An 18135-nucleotide genomic window follows, 5' to 3' on the forward strand; every position below is an offset into this window, starting at 1 on the left:
CGGTCAGGGAATCAGGCTGAGTCGTTTCGCTTTTTCAATCGCCTGCGTCCGGCGTTTAACTTCCAGCTTTTCAAGTACTTTCGCAGAGTGGGTTTTAACGGTATTCAGGGAAACAAACAGGCGCGATGCAATTTCCTGGTTACTCAGTCCCTCGGCGATCAATTGCAGCACTTCCAGTTCGCGTTTACTCAAACCAACTTTCATCAGCTCAGCTTCATTTATACTAAACCCGGAAGTTTGAACATAAACGGCTTTTTCGATAACGACGGTTTCTATTTTAGGATTAATTAATTTCAACGCCAGCCAGATTCCCAGGCCTGTAAATAAAATAGCAATCGCACCAATATAAATTTCAAACGTATGGTTAATAATTAACAATCGCATTTCGAGCCATTTTAAGAAAAACAGCAGCAAAGCCAGCGAAATGCCATAGAACAGGATGAGTTTATTTTCCTTTATGAAATTCACCATGAACCAAAAGAAAGTAGATCGTCTCTTTTATTTGCAGGACTTTATTTATCGGCAAAAACCGCTTCATAATGTGCCGAAGGATCGAAAATGCCCGCGCTTTGTTCGTAAAACGAAGCATCGGTGAGGTAAATACCTTTTTGGGTCTGGGTCCAGGACGCTGCGGCTTTGGGGTGATACCCCATCATGGTGTTCCAGTTTTTGTAATACTGGTGGCCGTTGGTTTCCTGCAAACCGACCGTCATGCCGGGAAAAGGCGGTAGCCGGGCCGCCACGGATTTGTTCCAGTCGACCAGAATCGGATTAACAGTCAGGTCAGCACAAAAGCAGGGAATCTTCTTTTCATACGCCAACTGCGTGATTTTCATCGTCATACTGAGCGTTTTGGCAATGGCTTTCACGGCAATGGCCGAATAACCCTGCTCAATCCGGCGGGCGGCATCTTCTACCGTGTGCGCACTTTCGTCGGCGGCAACCCGTACGCCCAGATCGCCGACAAACACGTCATTATTCTCCTCAAACGGCTCTTCAATCACCGCAATCTGATCGAAAGCACCGATTTTTTTGGCGTGATCCAGAAACCGGAGCAGCGTTTCCTTCTTTTCGTAGCGTCCGTTGGCGTCGAAATAATACGGTATTTTACCGGTTTTGGTGTAGGGTGTTTCGTAATGCCCGATGGCTTTGTGAACCGCAGTCAGAAAGGCAATGTCCTTCTCGATCATTTCCGACTGCGTGCCGGCCGAACCAGTTTTCAGCTTCATAATAAAATAACCTTCGTCGGCGGCTGTTTTGATCCGTTCGGCGGTGGTGCCCACGCTGAACGACGGAATGCTGGCCACTTTCGTATGCCGGTGTGACAAACCCGGTTTGTAGGCCGCCGGAATCATGTCGTCGAAGCGGGCCATTTTGTTCTCCTGCGCATACAACAGCCAGGCGGCATTGTCGACACTGACCAGGGCGTTCAGGGCGAAGGTTTTGCGCAAATCAGGGTTGCGGGTGATCTGTTTGCCATAGGCCAGGACTTCGGGCAGAACGGTATCCAGCAAGTCGACTGGCGTGGTGAACGAAGTGCCTTTGATGAGTTGCAAAGCCCGTTCGGTCATCGCATACATCAGGGCGTTACCGGCACTTTCGGAGTGGGCCGCAAACACGCTGGAATCCGACCAGAGCACGCCCTGCGTTCCGAGACCGATTTTGCGAATACCGGAATCCGATTCCAGCAGCGAGATCGCCTGCCAGCTATCCGTAATGGCGCTTCCCTTGAACCGGTACGGATTCAGCGGTTCCCGCTCAAAATTAGAATTGACGTTCCGGATGCGAATCTTCGCCAGTGGTTTTTGGTCAGCCATCATGTCAGTAAGTTTCCTCGAAAAACCGGTCGTACCCACCGCCAGAAGCGATCCCGTATGACCCACAAATTCACGGCGATTCATATTTTCTGTGTATGATTTTTGATGGGCATCCGTTCAATCCGCGTTCCCTTCAAGATTAGGCTGTCATTTTCTCAAAAAGCTGCCGCTGCTCAATCAGCGACGCTACCTTATCCGCCGGATTGGTGTGGCATTCGAGCAGAATCCAGCCTTTGTAATTCATTTTGGCGAACCAATCCAGCAATTGCTGATACGGATACGTCGGATCGTTGAACTCGCGGACGTGGACCGTATCGCCGAATCGGTCTTTTACCAGATTGAAGTTGTATTCCAGGCCTTTCCCGTTGAAATCCTGCTTGTTACTGTTCCAGCAAACCGTGGCGTTGCGGTTGGGCGCGTGGTCCATGATGGTTTTGATGTTTGGTAGTTCCTGGGTTTCGTTGCCGTGGACTTCCAGCCGGAGTTGTTGCCCGAAGTCAGCCGCATACTTCGCCAGTTCGTTCAGCGACTGACCAATCTGAGCCAGTGTTTTTTCGGTCGGAACGTCTTTGTGCAGCGCGTTGGGTTTTACTTTGACACCCGAACCGCCCACATCGGCACTGAGTCGAATGAACTCCTTCGTCCGCTCGATGGATTGTTTCAACTGGTTCTGATCCGGATAGTCGTATTGCTGGTTTGTCCCTAAACCCACGATCTGAACCGGGCTGTCGGCAAACTTCTTTTTCACGTCCAGCCGCTCAGCCGCCGACAGGTTCGGCATCACGCCGTGGGCGTGTTCCACCCGCAATTCGGCCCCGGTAATGCCCGCCGTTGTGCAATTTTTGATCAGGGTCGGAACATCCCAGTCTTTCCCCCACAAATAGGTGACCATCCCGAGTTTCATCTTCGATTTTTTCCAGTCGGGCGAAGCGAAAGCGGTTCCCGGCAGCAGGGCGACGCCAGCAAACAGCGAAAGATCCTCTATAAAGGTTTTTCGGGTTATTTTTTTCATGGGAAAAGTAGTTTAGTATTTACCCCCAACCTCCTAAAGGGGACTTTCAACGCGGGATCAAAAAGCCCCCTTTAGGGGGTTGGGGCATTAAAACCCAATCGAATTGCCGCCATCGACGGGCAATGAGGCACCGGTAATGTACCGGGCGGCTTCGGATGACAGAAAGACGGCGGCATGACCGATGTCTTCCGGTTTGCCAAAATGCCCCATTGGCGTCCGGCGCATGGCGCGGTCGCGACGCTCGGGATCACCGCCCATCGCTTTTTTGCTCATTTCGGTTTCAATAAAACCCGGCGCAATGGCATTGACCCGAACGTTGTGCGGTGAAAATTCCGACGCCAGCACTTTCACCATGCCCTCGACCCCTGATTTGGAAGCCGCATAAGCCACCACGCGGTCGATGCCATAATAGGCCGCCATGGACGAAATCATCAGAATGGACCCGCTGCGTCGGGGCACCATTCGCCGGGCGCAGGCTCGGGTGAGCGCAAAAACCGCGTTCAGGTTGGTTTGAATGATGCGGTTAAAATCTTCATCCGTCACTTCCAACGCCGGTTTTTTTAGATTGATGCCCGCATTGTTCACCAGAATATCGATGGGCGCGAGCGTGGTTTCAATCTGTTCGACCAACGCATCCAACGCGGCCAATTCGGATACGTCATTGATGAAATAATGAGCGGTTTTGCCCAGTTTCTCAACGGCTTCCCGCAGCGGTTCTTCCCGCCGTCCGGTGATGACAACCGTGGCTCCGGCCTGCACCATGCAGCGGGCAATGTCAAAACCGATGCCGGTTCCTCCGCCCGTAATCAGGGCCAGTTTTCCTGCTAACGAAAATACACTTTGATTAGGTTGATTTTCTGTTGTTTGCACGTGATTATTCGTAGTTAAATGGCGTCACCGCAATTGATAAATCTCCACCAATTCTTTGACTTCTTTTAAAGATCGCTCCGGTTTTTTGAATGGAGCCGGAATGGGTTGTTTCGCAAATTCCTGGAGATACAACACCCAGGCATCGCGCCACCAGATGGCTTCTTTCTGCTGGGTCGCCAGCCGCCCCGAAACACTGGCAAACGTCTCGGGATCGATGTCTTTTTTGACCGATGCCCACTGTTTTTGCAGCCAGCCGACGGAATCTGCGCCGGTATAAAACCGGCTGCAAAGTTCATCCCAGAGCGTCCGGCCGGTGCTTAATTTTTTTGTCCACGAAATGTGGTGAAACCAGAGCAGATAGGGGAGTGGGCAGGTTTCCGGATTATTCCACTGGCGTTGCACTTCGGGGCGGTATTGGGCCAAAGCGTTGCTGCCGGTTGCTGTCCGGTCAAAGCCCAGCCCAACCGAATCGGCGCGGTGGTAATAAACCGCCGTCCAGTCGGGGCGCGAACTGCGGTTTTGCCAGGGTTCCGGCGCAAAGTGAACGCCCGTCCAGGGACGCGAAAGACCCAGTGGCGTGTTGTAATTGACGTAAATCTCCCGCGACTTAAGCAGCAGATCCGTGACGGTTTTTACGGATGTCGGTTCAGTCGTCAATGTCATGGTAACCCATTCATTCGCAAGAGCTTCTGCGGAAAGCGTGTGGTCCCAGGCCAGTCTTCCAAAGGCATACCAGTTGGCCTGCGCCAGCGGATGCCCCGTCCAGTTTCGGTCGGAGCCGGTATTAGCCACCCCGGCAATGGCGGTCATCTTATAATCGTGAAGACTGCCATCGATAACCTTCGCAACGGTTGAGCCTTTTCCGCTCACGTACGTATCCGAATCCAGACACTCCTTGAAAATCGGGGCTTCGTAGACCAGATGCGTCGCAAAACCGAGGTATTCCTGCGTAAGCTGAAATTCCATGCCTAGTGGTGTTTTGGGCATCATGCCAAAAATGGGAGAAAACGGCTCGCGGGGCTGGAAATCAATCGGGCCGTTTTTGACCTGAACAATCACGTTTTTCTCAAACTGGCCGTCCAGCGGTTTGAACTCGTCGTAAGCCGCTTTGAAACGGTCGGCCTTTCCGTCGGCTTTGTAGACAAATGCCCGCCAGATTACAATGCCCTTGTGCGGAGCCAGGGCCTTGGCGAGCATGTTGGCCCCATCGGCGTGGTTGCGACCGTAATCCTGCGGGCCGGGTTGCCCTTCTGAGTTTGCCTTAACCAGAAAACCGCCAAAATCCGGGATGGATTTATAAATTTCATTCGCTTTATCGGCCCACCATTGGTTCACTTCGGGATCGAGCGGGTCGGCAGTTTTTAAGCCCCCGATGGTTTTTGGGGCCGGGAAATAAACGGAGAGGTAAATCTTGATACCGTAGGGGCGAAAGACATTGGCCAGCGCGGCCACTTTCTGCAAATATTCGGCGGTCAGAAACCGGGAACTGGCATTGACGTTGTTGACGACGGTTCCATTGATGCCAATCGAAGCATTGGCGCGGGCATATTCCCTGTAGCGGGGGTCGATGCGTTCGGGCAGTTCATACCATTTCCAGAGCGACTCCCCGGCGTAGCCCCGTTCGATGGAAGCATCCGTATTGTCCCAGTGATTCAGCATCCGGTGCTGGATTTTCGGACTGCTGGTCAACGACAGTTGGGCGATGGACTGCCGGGTTTGCAAATGACGCAGCAAGGCAAAAACGCCGTACAAAACCCCGGAGTCGGTTTTTCCGGTAATGGTGATGGTATTCTGGCGGTTTAGAATCTGATACCCTTCTTCGTTAAGTTGCGGCTGCTTTGGGTTGACTGTCAGGACAATACTGCCGGTTTTGCCTCCGGCACTGGCGACAGTTGGTACGGTTTTTCCCAGTAATCCCTGCAAACCGGTTTGCAATTCTTCGGCGGCTGTTTTCAAAACCGGGCTGGTGCTGTTCAGAACGATCAACTGCGTGGAACGGGCATAAGCTGCTCGTTGCCCGGCGTCTTTAATCGGGTCGTATTTCAGCCACAACCGGTAACCATCGTCGGCTCTGCAAAGCGTGGAGAATAGAAACAGGAATACTATTTTGTAATTCATGCTTTTTAGAAAAAGTTGTTTCGCAGAGTTGAGCGGAGTTAAAAAGAGTTAAGCGGAGTCTCTGATAAACTCTTTTTAACTCCGCTCAACTCTGCGAAATAATTTGATCTTCCAACGACCGCACAATTCCCAACTCAAGACCCCGCAATTCAGCCAATCCGCGCAGTCGGCCAATGGCGGAATACCCCGGATAGGTTTTTTTATGCAGGTCGTCGAGCATCTGGTGGCCGTGGTCCGGACGCATCGGAATCTGGGTTACGCCCACTTCGGTTTTTGCCCGCCGTTGCTGCTCCAGCACAATTTCTTTCACGACGGCATACATATCCACGTCGCCCGCCAGATGGTCGGCTTCGTGAAAATTGCGTGGGTTGTCTTCGCGTTTGGTCGTTCGGAGGTGAATAAAATGAATCCGGTTGCCAAACCGCCGGATCATGCCCGGCAGGTCGTTGTCCGGGCGAATTCCCAGCGAACCGGTGCAGAACGTAATGCCGTTAGCGGTCACATCGGAAGCCGCCATCAATTCCGCCAGATCGGCTTCGGTGCTCACAACGCGCGGCAATCCCAGCAACGGTCTCGGCGGATCGTCGGGGTGAATGCACAGATTGATGCCGACCGATTCGGCGACCGGAGCCACTTCCCGGATAAAATAGTAGAGATTCTCCCGTAGTTCGCGGTCACCGATCGTAGTGTATTCGTCCAGCAAACCCTGAAATGTCGCCAGCGTAAACGCTTCTTCGGAACCGGGCAAACCGAGCAGAACGATATTACTCAATTCGGTGATTTGTTCCGGCGTCATCCCGGAAAATTTCTCCCGGGCGCTCTGGATCACGTCCGCTTCGTAATCCGCTTCGGCACCCGGTCGTTTCAGAATGCACAGGTCGAAAACCGCAAAATCTTCCCACACAAACCGCAAAGCCAAGGAACCATCGGGCATTTCGTAGTTCAAATTGGTGCGTGACCAATCCAGAACCGGCATGAAATTGTAGCAAACCGTATGGATACCGCAAGCAGCCAGATTGTGTAGCGATTGTTTATAGGTATCGATAAAATGGGCCCGGCTTGGCCGGCCTTTCTTGATGTCTTCGTGAACCGGTAAACTCTCTACCACCGACCAATGCAGGGATGAATACCGCCCGTTGTCGGCTTCGATAAGCTGTTTCCGTTTTTCGATTTCTTCCACCGGCCAGACATCGCCGACCGGAATCTGGTGCAAAGCCGTCACAATGCCGCTGCACCCTGCCTGACGAATGTCCATCAGCGAAACCGGGTCGTGCGGCCCGAACCACCGCATGGTTTGTAGCATTCCCATCCTTACACTATTGTTTGTTTTACGTTTAACGCCGTAAAAGAGGCTAAAAATGACGAATTTCAGCCTCTTTTACGGTGTTAAGGATGCGTTTTTCATGGATTACACAAAGAAAGGCACGTCTTTCGGAGCGTATTTTTTCATGCCCGCTTCGTTGATTTCGACGCCAATACCCGGTTTTTCGGACAGCGGAATAAAACCGTCTTTGACCATGGGCCCGTCGAAGGTGACAATTTCCTTGAACATCGGATCTTCATGGAAATAAATCTGCCATTCCAGAATCATGAAATTCGGCACCGATGCGCAAACGTGGCTGGACGCCATCGCGCCCAGATACGACGCCACCATGTGGGGCGCAAACGGCACATAATACAGGTTGGCCAGATTGGCAATCCGCTGACCTTCGCCCAATCCACCGGCTTTCTGCAAATCGGGCATGATAATGTCCACCGCGCCAATTTCCAGCATTCGCCGGAAACCGTGGGCCAGATAGTGGTTTTCACCCGCGCAAATGGGCGTGCTGGTCGATTCGGAAATGATCTTGTAGGCGTCGACGTTTTCGGCCGGAATCGGTTCTTCCAGGAACATCAGATTCAGTGGTTCCATCATCTTGGCCACCCGTTTGCCCGTTGTCATGTCATACCGCCCGTGCATATCGACGCAAATATCGATCTTGGGACCAACCGCTTTCCGAACGGCGGCAATCTGGTTATACATCCGCTCCAGTTCGCCCGGGCTGGCGGTCCAGTTGTAACGGTCATATTTATTGGGGTCACCGGCTTCGTCGATGTCATATTTCACGGCGTTAAAGCCCATTTTGACGGCTTCGACGGCACTTTGGGCGAAATTGTTTGTGCTTTTGTCGGTATCCCGGTACGTACCCGTGTCGCAATAAACCCGGATTCGGTCCCGGTATTTACCGCCTAATAATTGGTAAACGGGCAGTCCGAGGGCTTTTCCGGCCAAGTCCCACAGGGCGGTTTCGACGGCGGACAAAACCGCAATAAACATCCCGGCCTGAGCCCCTTCAAAAAAACCGGATCGGCGGATGTCTTCAAACAGTCGGTTAACATTCAGCGGGCTTTTGCCCTTGATGCGCTCGGCCATCAGCTTCACCAGATGATAGGTTCCGGGCGTGGCATCGACGCCTTCTCCGCAGCCCCAGATGCCCTGGTTGGTGTGAATTTTGACAAATAAGCTGTGTCCACCGCGAATGAAACCGCATTTGATGTCGGTGATTTTCAGATCCGACGGCGCGGAGGACATCGGGGTTCGCTCGATGGCGGTTTCCAGGCCGTTGCCGTAGCTGGCGGTGGCGGCAAACACACTGGCAATGGCACTTTTCGTCAGGAAAGATCTTCGTGAGGTCATGAGTTAAGGAGTTTGTGGGGTTGTTACACAGAGTTTATCAGAGGTCATCAGAGTTTACCAGAGATTTCTTTGATTAACTCTGATTTCCTTTGATAAACTCTGTGTAATAGCTCTTTCACCACGTACGGGTTTTTAGATATTCCTGAATCTGTTCTTTGGGAACCGGCAATTCGCTCAAGTGGGCGTTGAGCCATTGGGAAAAGTCTTTTTCGATCACATCCGACCAGCGGGTATCGATCTGGCCGGGCGTATATTTCTGTTCGCGAAGCCGCTGGTGGCCGAACATATCCCGCAAGCGGACGATTTCGGAGGTTTTGACCACTTTTTCGGCTAGGTGCGGAGGAATGAAACTTACGCCCCCATCGCGGCCCAGCACAATGTCGCCGGGCATCACCATCACTTTGCCAATCCGGGTCGGGCGGTTAATGCCCACCAAGGTCGTGTTCAACTCGCCGTCGGCGTTGTTGAGGTGGTGGGAAGGGTGATAGCTACGGAAGTAGGACGTAAAACCGCCGATTTCCTTCAGACCGGCGATGTCGCGCACGGCCCCTTCGTAAACGATACCGTTACCGGTTTTGGCGTAAATGGAATTGCCAAGGTTATCGCCGATGGTTGGACCGTCTTCGTGCATATCAAACTGATCGACCACATAAACGTCGCCTTTCACCAGCATATCGATGGGCCAGGAATTTTGGGATTTAACGCGGCCGTCTTTTTCGTGTCCTTTTTTATCAGTAACCCGCTGCACATCGGGTCGTCCGGGCATGAACGTGGCCGTGAGCGCACGACCCACCAGCACGCTGTCGGGGTTGATGGTTTGCCAGCCACCGGCATACTGATACTTGTAGTTTTCGCCTTTCATGGTGGCCCAGGCTTCTTCGTGGGTCACCAGTTTCATGCGCTTCAGAATGGCATCCGGCACTTTGGGCCGCCCGTCCGGAAAGCGTTCCCCTTTCCATTCCGGGGTGAGAAAGATCAGTTCTTCGCGGGAGATTTGTTGCGCGAACGACACCGTCGCCAGTCCGAACAGAACGAGCGATGCGATTAATAGAGATACCCGTTTCATCATGAAATTCAAGAACAGCTAATTGGTTTGGGAATTAAAGGAAAGAAGGCGAATGGCAAAAACATCTACCCTTTAGCCCGGATTGAATTTACCGGACACGGTATTCGGCGACGGTTGTGCCAAAACCGTGTCCACTTTGTCCGCAACCGAACAAATAGTGTCCGGCTTCGTACACCTTTCAATAATACTGAAAATTCGTATGCTGATTATCAGGATGTTAATTTGTTGGCATGGCAATTGGCATAGAGTAATCAGAACAGTAACAACAATAGAAACAGAAACAACAACAACAAATACGAACAAACCATGAAAGCATTATTTGGTACTTTGATCTGCACTGCGCTGTTGAGCGCCAACCTCGCAACGGCCACTCCGAACACGCCCAAAAACCGTTCGTTTGAAACGAGCACGTTTGTGACGAATCAAAACAAAATTTGGGTGGCCGTTGAAAAGTCCTCGTCGACACCGGTAACGGTGGTCTTGCGTAACAAGGACAATGACGTTTTCTTCAAACGGTTTATTGGCAAAAACGAAAGTAAGTTTGCCGCGAAGCTGGACGTCAGCGGTTTGGCGGACGGGCAGTATGAGCTGGAGTTTATCTCTTCGGAGGGAAGTGTTAAAAAGACGGTCAACATTGGAAAACCCGCGGTGGTTGAACCGACCCGGATGATTTCCATGAAATAAATGATTCTGTAGGATTAGTTTAGGTTAAGAAAGCGCAGGAAAGCTACTTCTGATTCGGAAGTAGCTTTTTTTTGGGTTTATCGAAAACCGTAAATCTGATTAATTTTGCGGATGCAACAGCCGCGTACCATTTATACTCCTGCTTTTTTTCTTCTCTGCCTGAGTTCATTTCTTTTCTTTGCCAGCTTCAACATGCTGATTCCCGAATTACCGGGTTATCTAACGGACCTGGGCGGGGCCGAATACAAGGGCTATATCATCAGCTTGTTCACCATAACTGCCGGGTTATCAAGGCCTTTCAGCGGCCGGTTGACCGACACCATCGGCCGGGTGCCGGTGATGGCTTTCGGGTCGCTGGTCTGTTTCGTATGCGGTTTTTTATATCCTTTGGTACCGCTGGTCTGGTTCAACGGGGTGGCGGCTTTGTTGCTGTTGCGGCTGGTACACGGTTTTTCGACCGGATTCAAACCGACCGGAACCTCGGCTTACGTGGCTGACATTGTTCCTGATGCACGGCGGGGCGAAGCGATGGGCGTTTTAGGCTTAAGTGGCAGCATCGGCATGGCGTTCGGCCCGGCTTTGGGGAGTTGGCTGACGTCACTTTTTGGCCTGAATGCCCTGTTTTATACGTCTTCGGTGCTGGCGTTACTTTCCATCATCATTTTAGTGAACATGAAGGAGACGCTGACCAACCGCGTGCCGTTTCGCTGGCGTTTATTGCGGATTTCCCGTCGGGATGTCTTCGAGCCTGCGGTTTTTGCCCCATCGCTGGTCACTTTTCTCAACTCCTTCAGCTTTGGTGCGGTCATTACGCTGGCTCCCGACTTCAGCCAGGCATTGAATGTGGGCAATAAAGGGTTATTTTTTACGGTTTTCACCATTTCTTCCCTGGCGATTCGCTTTCTGGCGGGTAAGATATCCGACGAGTACGGGCGTCGTCCGGTATTGTGCCTGGCTTCCCTGATCATCACGGCGGCTATGGTTTTATTGGCCCTTAGCACTTCTACCACGTCGTTTTTGCTCGCAGGCGTGGTGTTTGGCATTTCGATGGGGATGTATTCGCCAACGGCGCAGGCCTGGACCGTTGATCTTAGCCATTCGGAGAATCGGGGGCGGGCGCTGGCAACCATGTACATTGCACTGGAGGCCGGTATCGGGTTGGGCGCTTATCTTTCGGCTTTTCTTTACGACAATAAAACCGATCGGTTCCCGCTGGCTTTTTTCAGCATTGCCGTCTTTTCATCGGTTTCCTTTCTTTTTCTTCTAGGGAAACCGAAAAAAAAATAAACAATTTTTAAGGGCTTGCGACTATGATTTTTGCAAAAAAGGCAGAATCAGGGGCTAAAAAACGGATTTTAAGCTGCTGGTCACCCAAACGTAATTTTTCTGAACGATATTTTTAGTTGTATATTTGTAAGGGGTTTACGGGAATAACGTCCTGATTAGTAGGTAGAAATCCCAAAAGCATAGAGATCTTCACCACTCAGGCAGATTTACTCGCATAAATCTTTCATTCACATGGGTACAAACTGGCTTTTATATGCAAACAAATAATATTTCGTATAATGGCGTGAAAAAGAAATAGTTACTAATTTTTTTACAAATTTAATACAATGGTAAAAACTTGGAAAAATCTAAAAATCGTTGAATAAATTCCCGAATTAACAAAAAAATGACCTACCCATTTGTATAAATTCAGATAGAAAATTGATACTTTTGTAGTAGGCTTCGAGGAAAGTCTTCCGAAATTTTATTCTACCAAAACGTTTCAATTTGAAATTTTCGTTTTCTTTACACAAAAAACCAGTTTCAATTTAACCCTACAGTTAGTCTAATGAAAACACAATCTCCAACTCCAGCACCAGCTAAAGCAGCAGCTCCCAAGAAAAAGTCGAGCGGTCTGAACCCGGTGTTTGTCATTCCCATTTTGTTTGCCATCGCTTTGAGCACGTACATGTTTGTATTTGGCGATGGTAGTCACTTCCAAGGTGGAAATAACGAAAACTTACCGGTCGACGGCGATTATTTTGGGATCATCTACAAAGGTGGTTCAATTGTACCTATTCTGTTTACCTGTTTCTTAATTGTACTGGTTTTCTCAATTGAGCGTTTTATTACGATCGGTCGTGCCAATGGTTCCGGTTCAATCGACGAGTTTGTTCGGAAAGTGAAAGGTCAGCTTGACCGCAATGAAGTTGAAGCCGCTATCAAAGAGTGTGACCGTCAGAAAGGTTCGGTTGGAAACGTTGTCAAAACGGCACTGGTAAAATACCAGCAACTCAGAACCGACACGGAACTGACCAAAGAGCAAAAACTGATTGCGCTTCAGAAAGAAGTTGAAGAAGCAACAACGCTTGAATTGCCGATGCTGGAGAAAAACCTGACCATCATTGCTACGCTGGCTTCGGTATCGACGCTGGTTGCCCTGTTGGGTACGGTATTGGGTATGATCCGCGCCTTTAGCGAATTGGGATCGACGGGTCAGCCGGATACGGCCGCTTTGTCAACGGGTATTTCGGAAGCCCTTGTCAACACGGCGTTGGGTATCGGTACGGCCGCCATCGCGACGATCATGTACAGCTACTTTACGAGCCGCATTGATGAATTGACTTACAACATCGATGAAATCGGTTTGAGCATTCAGCAAAACTTTGCCGCACACAATTAATTGGGGTTCGGTACCGTTTTTACATCACAAAAAACAATAAACTATGCCTATCGTTAAGCCTAAACGGTCGAGACCTCACATGGACATGACGGCGATGTGTGATGTAGCATTCCTTCTTCTGACCTTCTTTATTTTGACGGCTCAGATTCGCGTACAGGAGGCTGCTGAAATCAATCCGCCGACCTCGATTTCCGGTATAAAAGTTCCCGATACGGATATCATGACGATTAGTCTGGACAAAGAGGGGAAAGTGTTCTTTGGTATCGATGGGCAACCCAATCGGATTGCCATGCTCGAAAACATTGGAGAAACCTACGGGATTTCGTTCTCCGATCGGGAAAAGAAAGCGTTCTCTCTGCTGCCAAACTTCGGGATTCCGGTCAACCAATTGAAGTCGTTTTTATCGCTGAAATCAGATCAGCAGGCGCAGGTGAAACAGCCGGGCGTTCCGGTCGATTCAACGGCCAGCCTGCAAACGAACCAGTTGTCGCAATGGGTATTCAATGCCCGGAAAGCGAATAACAAACTGCGTATCGCTGTGAAAGGTGATAACCTGGCGAAATTTCCGAACTTCAAGAACGTGTTAAGTTCCCTGCAATCGCAGAACATTAACAAGTTTAACCTGATTACCGGGACTGAAGCTCCGCCGGCCGGCTGGACAAATGATTAATTATTAACCACAAACTCACGCGATTCATCGCCTTAGATTCGTAACACAATGGCAGATATCGACGCTGGTGGGGGTGGTGGTGGTAAACATAAAGGTGGGAAAGTCCGCAGTAAAAAAGGGTCTACCCGGGTCGATATGACCCCGATGGTTGACTTGGGCTTTCTTCTCATTACGTTTTTCATTCTTGCCTCCACCTTAAGTAAACCGTCTTCGATGACACTAAACGTGCCAGACAAGACCGAGAAAGTTGAAACGGAGCCCATCAAGGCCTCCAAGGTAATGACGATTTTCCTGGGGAAAGAAAACCAGATCCATTACATTTTCGGAAAAGCGGCTAACGAAGACCCGGAATTGAAAACGGTTCAGTTTGGTCCCGAAATTCGCAATGCACTTCAGGAAAACAAGCAAAAAATCGGAGAGAAAGACTTCGTCGTGGTGATCAAGCCAACCGCAGAATCTACCTACAAAAATCTGGTGGATATGCTGGACGAGATGGCCATTACGAAGACGAAACGCTACGCATTGGTAGACCAGTTGACTCCGGATGAGAATAAGCTTATTGCCGATAAAATGAAGTAATGAACGGCTGATAAAGCCAACCCAATAATTATTTAATCGCCATGGCAGAAGTAACGACTAATCCTGCAACACTCGATGACATCGTGTTCGCAGATCGTAACAAGGCGTATGGTGCGTATGCATTACGGAAAGGCTATTCCACAACGGTCTATCGGGCCCTGATTATCGGGTCGGTACTGTTTCTGCTGGCAATGGCTACTCCTTCAATTATTTCTGTTCTGACTCCGAAAGAAGATGAGCAGGCGATGGTTGAAGTGGACCTGATGAAGTTACCACCTCCGCCGATTGACCCCAATGAGCCACCACCACCACCGCCACCACCGGTCGAATTGCCGAAGGTGAACACGGTGAAGTTTCTTCCTCCGGAAGTAAAACCGGATGAGGAAGTTCCTGAAGAAACTCCTCCGCCAACCGTGGAAGAGTTGAAAGAAGCCGTTGCGGCCGAAAAAACGCAGGAAGGTGACCCCAACGCCGAAGAGGTGATTGTGGCTCCGGAAGAAACCGCCGGTCCAACCAAGGTGGAAGCTGCCGTTGAAGCGGCTCCCAAAGAAGACCAAATCTTTACCGTTGTTGAACAAAATCCGGAATTTCCGGGAGGGATGGCTGCGCTTGGCCAGTTTCTGGGCAAGAACATTCGCTACCCACCCGCAGCCTCCCGGGCTAACATCTCAGGCCGGGTGTTCGTGAGCTTCGTCGTTAATACCGATGGAAGTATCCAGGATGTCACAGTTTTGAAAGGACTTGGGTTTGGTACGGATGAAGAAGCCATGCGCGTTGTAAAAGCCATGCCGAAATGGAGACCCGGTAAACAATCTGGTCGCCCGGTACGGGTAAAATACAACTTGCCGATCAACTTCCAGTTGGAGTAAGGTTGCGAATGAAAGAAAAACCATCTGCCGATCTTTTCAGCCTGTCTGTTACGGTGCTGATGGGGTTGTTATACCTGGGAGGGGGCATCTACCTGATTGCCTCCTCCCAGTCTTTTGGACTGTTGCCCACCGGAGTTTTTCGATATCTGTTGGCAGGTTTGCTAATCATATATGGGCTGTTTAGAGCATACCGGGGCATACAACGTTGGCTTTAGTCATGAAGAATCTGATTACGATTGGAACAGGGCTTGTATTGATCAGCCTGATCTCCTGCTCAAAACCTCCGCCGGATAACCCGAGCCACGGAACGATCAATGTCACGGCCGATGAATCGCTGGAGCCGATGGTCGAGTCGATCTATAAGGCCTATGAAGGCGTTTATCCGGGAGCAAAATTTAACGTAGCATTTAAACCCGAGCAGGAAGCCATCACGACGATGCTGCGGGACAGTGCCCGGCTGGTTTTTTCGACGCGGGAACTGAATGACAACGAGAAGTCCGTTTTTACGAAGGAGAAAATCAAATACAAATCGGAATTTATTGCCACAGACGGTATTGCGTTGATTGTTGGCCGTGAAAATCAGGATAGCCTGATTACTATGCCTGAGTTGAACGCTATTTTTCAGGGAAAGATTACCCGCTGGGAACAACTGAAGACCGGAAGCCAGAAAGGACCCATTGTACTGGTATTCGACAATAACAACTCAAGCAATCTGAACTTTGCCCTAAAGCAGTTTAACGTTTCTGATCTAAGCCGTATCAAAATTTTTACGGTAAAATCAAACAAACAGGTTATTGATTACGTTCGTAAGAATCCAACGGCATTGGGATTTATCGGCGTCAACTGGATTAGCGACGGCGATTCTCCTCTAGCGGCCGAGTTGTCAAAAAATCTGCGGGTAATGGGCGTATCGGAGAAGGCAAATCCGGGTTCAATCGACGATTTTTTCCAACCATTTCAAAAGAATTTAGGTTTAAAGTTATATCCCCTGCGTCGAAACGTATACGTGATCAGCCGCGAAGCCCATGCGGGTTTAGGAGGAGGACTGGTCAATTACATTGTTCGGGATGTGGGCAGCTTACTGATCGAAAAAAGTGGTCTTTGGCCTGCCAAACCGTATATTCGGGAGGTATATTTGGAAAAGAAATGAAAAATTTTCTGTTTCTGACGCAATTGTATAATTTTGCATTTTGTTTTTTACTATAGTAAACTATTTTTTCACCTATTTCTCAACCTGAAATTGGCATGAATTTCCAAAAGAAAGCTCTGTTGACAGTGGTAGCCGCCGGTTTGTTTGGCTCATTGCAAGCGGTTGCCCAAGACGCACAATCGGGAGTGAAGGATCTGGAAGCAGGCCGTTATACCAAGGCTCTCCAAACGTTTCAAAGTTTGGCAACCAGTGCTCCTTCTGCCGAAAACTTTTTCTATCTGGGATATGCTCAGTTGAAATCCGGTAATCCGGACGCGGCCAAACAAGCCTTTGAAAAAGGCGCGGCTGCCGATCCTAAAAACCAACTCAACAATGTGGGATTGGGTGCTGTTGCCCTGGCCAAGAAGGATCGCGCTACGGCGAAAACCTTGATTGACAATGCGCTGAAAGAAACCAAAAATAAGAATATCGATGTGTTGCTGCGCGCTGGTGAAGCCTACACGATGTTCAAAGATGCCGGTATGAACGATCCGGCCGAAGCACTCCGGATTCTGGCAATTGCGGACGAGCGGGATAAGAAGAACGAAAACGCTGACATTGAAATGGCGTTAGGCGATGCGTACTCACTCAAGAATGATGGCGGTAACGCGGTTACGAAGTACGAAAACGCCCTATCGATCCGGCCAAATGACGCGGAAGCCAAATACAAAATCGGGAACACCTTCCTGCGCGGTAAGAATTATGCGGAAGCGCAAAAATTCTACGCCCAGGCGATTGAAGCGGACCCCGAGTTTGCGCCTACTTACGAAGATCTAGCGGAAGCTTTTTTTGGCTCAAGAGCTTACAAAAATGCGTCCAAAAACATGGATCTGTACATTCAGAAGAGCCAGACTACGGATGTGGATAAACTGTTGCGTTCAGCTCAGTTCGACTTCCTGGCTGGCGATAACCTGAAAGCCATTCAAAAACTGGATCAGTTGAAAGGAAAAGTGAACAACCCGGTTATTCAACGGATTTACGGCTGGGCGTATTCAGGCTCGGGCAAGTACAATGAAGCCATCGAGTCGTTGAACACGTTTATCAAAACCGCCCCGGAAAAAGTCATTTATGATGACTATAAATACCTGGGTCGGGCATATGGGCAATTGGGAACACCGGAAGGCGATTCGCTGGCTCTGGTGAACTTGGAAAAAGCAGCACCGTTGGATACAACGGAAAACCTGTACCGGGAAATCGGAAAAACATTGCAAGGGGCTAAAAAGTATGATGCTGCAGCGCTTGCCTGGCAGAAAGCCATCGCCCTGGATACGGGAAAAGCAACGACCAATGATTACTTCCAATTGGGAATGTCTAATTATCTGCTCGGAAGCCGGGTTGGCCGGGACAGCACCATGATGATGAACGGTGACACCGCTGCCATTCGTGAAGCGAAGGAAAAATATTATGCGGCTGCTGATTCAGCGTTCCTGAAAGTAAATCAGATTACCCCTGATTGGTCGCCCGGTTATTATTTCCGCGCTTCTGCTAATTATTTCAGCGATACCAAAGGTGCAATGGCAACCGGTGAGCCCGTACCGCTGTATGAAAAATATCTGGAGGTTTCCGACAAGGAAATCGCGGCTGATGCGGCTAAGAAAGAAGCCAACAAACGGTATATGATGACCGCCTATAAATTTCTGTCGTCGTACTACGCTAACAAAAACGATGCCGTTAAATCGAAGGAATACTTGACGAAAGCGGCTGAGCTTGATCCGAACGATAAGGATGTGCAAAATGCACTGAATCCGCCGGCACCCCAGCCCGCTGCAAAACCAGCCGCCAAGCCAGCCGCTAAAAAGCCGGTGAAGGCTACGAAATAACCGGTAATAATGAATTATTGACAAAAAGAGGAACCCCTGAAACGGTTCCTCTTTTTGTTCGTAGACACCTATTGATAAATACTTCGGCCGGAAAAT

The 18135-nt window shown here is 49.9% G+C and carries 16 protein-coding genes; 8 read left to right on the forward strand and 8 right to left on the reverse strand.

Translation table 11 applies throughout. The features are described 5' to 3' along the window. Positions 1–3: 3 nt before the first annotated feature. The 8 genes from ACS5NO_RS30990 to ACS5NO_RS31025 form a co-directional block, all read right to left on the reverse strand. Positions 4–471 (reverse strand): response regulator transcription factor, encoded by a 468-nt coding sequence (locus tag ACS5NO_RS30990; RefSeq protein ID WP_439418705.1) that lies wholly within the window; start codon positions 469–471, stop codon positions 4–6. Positions 472–512: 41 nt separating this feature from the next. Continuing rightward, the gene (locus tag ACS5NO_RS30995) at positions 513–1817 is read right to left on the reverse strand and encodes an enolase C-terminal domain-like protein (RefSeq protein WP_439418758.1); all 1305 of its coding nucleotides are present in this window, start codon (positions 1815–1817) and stop codon (positions 513–515) included. A gap of 139 nt (positions 1818–1956) precedes the next feature. After that, the gene (locus tag ACS5NO_RS31000; protein WP_439418706.1) at positions 1957–2829 is read right to left on the reverse strand and encodes a sugar phosphate isomerase/epimerase family protein; all 873 of its coding nucleotides are present in this window, start codon (positions 2827–2829) and stop codon (positions 1957–1959) included. A gap of 87 nt (positions 2830–2916) precedes the next feature. Beyond that, positions 2917–3699: an SDR family NAD(P)-dependent oxidoreductase gene (locus ACS5NO_RS31005; RefSeq protein WP_439418707.1), complete on the reverse strand. Its 783-nt coding sequence runs from the start codon at positions 3697–3699 to the stop codon at positions 2917–2919. A 24-nt stretch (positions 3700–3723) separates the two neighbouring features. Beyond that, positions 3724–5817, reverse strand: a complete 2094-nt coding sequence (locus ACS5NO_RS31010; RefSeq protein ID WP_439418708.1) for an alpha-glucuronidase family glycosyl hydrolase — start codon at positions 5815–5817, stop codon at positions 3724–3726. 85 nt (positions 5818–5902) lie between these two features. Further along, positions 5903–7126, reverse strand: coding sequence for a mannonate dehydratase (uxuA, locus tag ACS5NO_RS31015; RefSeq protein ID WP_439418709.1), 1224 nt, complete (start codon positions 7124–7126; stop codon positions 5903–5905). A gap of 99 nt (positions 7127–7225) precedes the next feature. Next, entirely contained in the window at positions 7226–8494 is a 1269-nt protein-coding gene (locus tag ACS5NO_RS31020; protein WP_421828595.1) for a mandelate racemase/muconate lactonizing enzyme family protein, read from the reverse strand. Positions 8495–8609: 115 nt separating this feature from the next. Continuing rightward, complete coding sequence (locus ACS5NO_RS31025; RefSeq protein WP_439418710.1) at positions 8610–9560, reverse strand: RraA family protein; 951 nt, start codon at positions 9558–9560, stop codon at positions 8610–8612. 306 nt (positions 9561–9866) lie between these two features. On the opposite strand from ACS5NO_RS31025, the gene ACS5NO_RS31030 reads away from it, so the two are divergent. The 8 genes from ACS5NO_RS31030 to ACS5NO_RS31065 all read left to right on the forward strand — a co-directional run bounded on the left by ACS5NO_RS31030 (position 9867) and on the right by ACS5NO_RS31065 (position 18039). Continuing rightward, on the forward strand, positions 9867–10244 hold the full coding sequence (locus ACS5NO_RS31030) for a hypothetical protein (protein WP_138994959.1): 378 nt from the start codon (positions 9867–9869) through the stop codon (positions 10242–10244). 111 nt (positions 10245–10355) lie between these two features. Then, entirely contained in the window at positions 10356–11531 is a 1176-nt protein-coding gene (locus ACS5NO_RS31035; protein ID WP_439418711.1) for an MFS transporter, read from the forward strand. 547 nt (positions 11532–12078) lie between these two features. Next, positions 12079–12912, forward strand: coding sequence for a MotA/TolQ/ExbB proton channel family protein (locus ACS5NO_RS31040; RefSeq protein ID WP_439418712.1), 834 nt, complete (start codon positions 12079–12081; stop codon positions 12910–12912). A gap of 43 nt (positions 12913–12955) precedes the next feature. Beyond that, complete coding sequence (locus ACS5NO_RS31045) at positions 12956–13582, forward strand: ExbD/TolR family protein (protein WP_138994956.1); 627 nt, start codon at positions 12956–12958, stop codon at positions 13580–13582. A 48-nt stretch (positions 13583–13630) separates the two neighbouring features. Beyond that, complete coding sequence (locus ACS5NO_RS31050) at positions 13631–14161, forward strand: ExbD/TolR family protein (protein WP_114404320.1); 531 nt, start codon at positions 13631–13633, stop codon at positions 14159–14161. 41 nt (positions 14162–14202) lie between these two features. Next, on the forward strand, positions 14203–15030 hold the full coding sequence (locus ACS5NO_RS31055; RefSeq protein WP_138994955.1) for an energy transducer TonB: 828 nt from the start codon (positions 14203–14205) through the stop codon (positions 15028–15030). Between the two features lie 217 nt (positions 15031–15247). Further along, on the forward strand, positions 15248–16180 hold the full coding sequence (locus ACS5NO_RS31060) for a PstS family phosphate ABC transporter substrate-binding protein (RefSeq protein WP_439418713.1): 933 nt from the start codon (positions 15248–15250) through the stop codon (positions 16178–16180). Positions 16181–16275: 95 nt separating this feature from the next. After that, the gene (locus tag ACS5NO_RS31065) at positions 16276–18039 is read left to right on the forward strand and encodes a tetratricopeptide repeat protein (RefSeq protein WP_439418714.1); all 1764 of its coding nucleotides are present in this window, start codon (positions 16276–16278) and stop codon (positions 18037–18039) included. Positions 18040–18135 lie beyond the last annotated feature (96 nt).

The sequence above is a fragment of the Larkinella fluvii genome, assembly GCF_051857545.1.
GTDB lineage: Bacteria > Bacteroidota > Bacteroidia > Cytophagales > Spirosomataceae > Larkinella.

What these genes read in the sequence shown, in the direction of transcription:
- ACS5NO_RS30990 (WP_439418705.1), bottom strand. Translation starts at nt 471, where the DNA reads ATGGTGAATTTCATAAAGGAAAATAAACTCATCCTGTTCTATGGCATT.
- ACS5NO_RS31020 (WP_421828595.1), bottom strand. Translation starts at nt 8,494, where the DNA reads ATGACCTCACGAAGATCTTTCCTGACGAAAAGTGCCATTGCCAGTGTG.
- ACS5NO_RS31000 (WP_439418706.1), bottom strand. Translation starts at nt 2,829, where the DNA reads ATGAAAAAAATAACCCGAAAAACCTTTATAGAGGATCTTTCGCTGTTT.
- ACS5NO_RS31035 (WP_439418711.1), top strand. Translation starts at nt 10,356, where the DNA reads ATGCAACAGCCGCGTACCATTTATACTCCTGCTTTTTTTCTTCTCTGC.
- ACS5NO_RS31065 (WP_439418714.1), top strand. Translation starts at nt 16,276, where the DNA reads ATGAATTTCCAAAAGAAAGCTCTGTTGACAGTGGTAGCCGCCGGTTTG.
- ACS5NO_RS31040 (WP_439418712.1), top strand. Translation starts at nt 12,079, where the DNA reads ATGAAAACACAATCTCCAACTCCAGCACCAGCTAAAGCAGCAGCTCCC.
- ACS5NO_RS31030 (WP_138994959.1), top strand. Translation starts at nt 9,867, where the DNA reads ATGAAAGCATTATTTGGTACTTTGATCTGCACTGCGCTGTTGAGCGCC.
- ACS5NO_RS31055 (WP_138994955.1), top strand. Translation starts at nt 14,203, where the DNA reads ATGGCAGAAGTAACGACTAATCCTGCAACACTCGATGACATCGTGTTC.
- ACS5NO_RS31010 (WP_439418708.1), bottom strand. Translation starts at nt 5,817, where the DNA reads ATGAATTACAAAATAGTATTCCTGTTTCTATTCTCCACGCTTTGCAGA.
- uxuA (WP_439418709.1), bottom strand. Translation starts at nt 7,126, where the DNA reads ATGGGAATGCTACAAACCATGCGGTGGTTCGGGCCGCACGACCCGGTT.
- ACS5NO_RS31025 (WP_439418710.1), bottom strand. Translation starts at nt 9,560, where the DNA reads ATGAAACGGGTATCTCTATTAATCGCATCGCTCGTTCTGTTCGGACTG.
- ACS5NO_RS30995 (WP_439418758.1), bottom strand. Translation starts at nt 1,817, where the DNA reads ATGGCTGACCAAAAACCACTGGCGAAGATTCGCATCCGGAACGTCAAT.
- ACS5NO_RS31050 (WP_114404320.1), top strand. Translation starts at nt 13,631, where the DNA reads ATGGCAGATATCGACGCTGGTGGGGGTGGTGGTGGTAAACATAAAGGT.
- ACS5NO_RS31045 (WP_138994956.1), top strand. Translation starts at nt 12,956, where the DNA reads ATGCCTATCGTTAAGCCTAAACGGTCGAGACCTCACATGGACATGACG.
- ACS5NO_RS31060 (WP_439418713.1), top strand. Translation starts at nt 15,248, where the DNA reads ATGAAGAATCTGATTACGATTGGAACAGGGCTTGTATTGATCAGCCTG.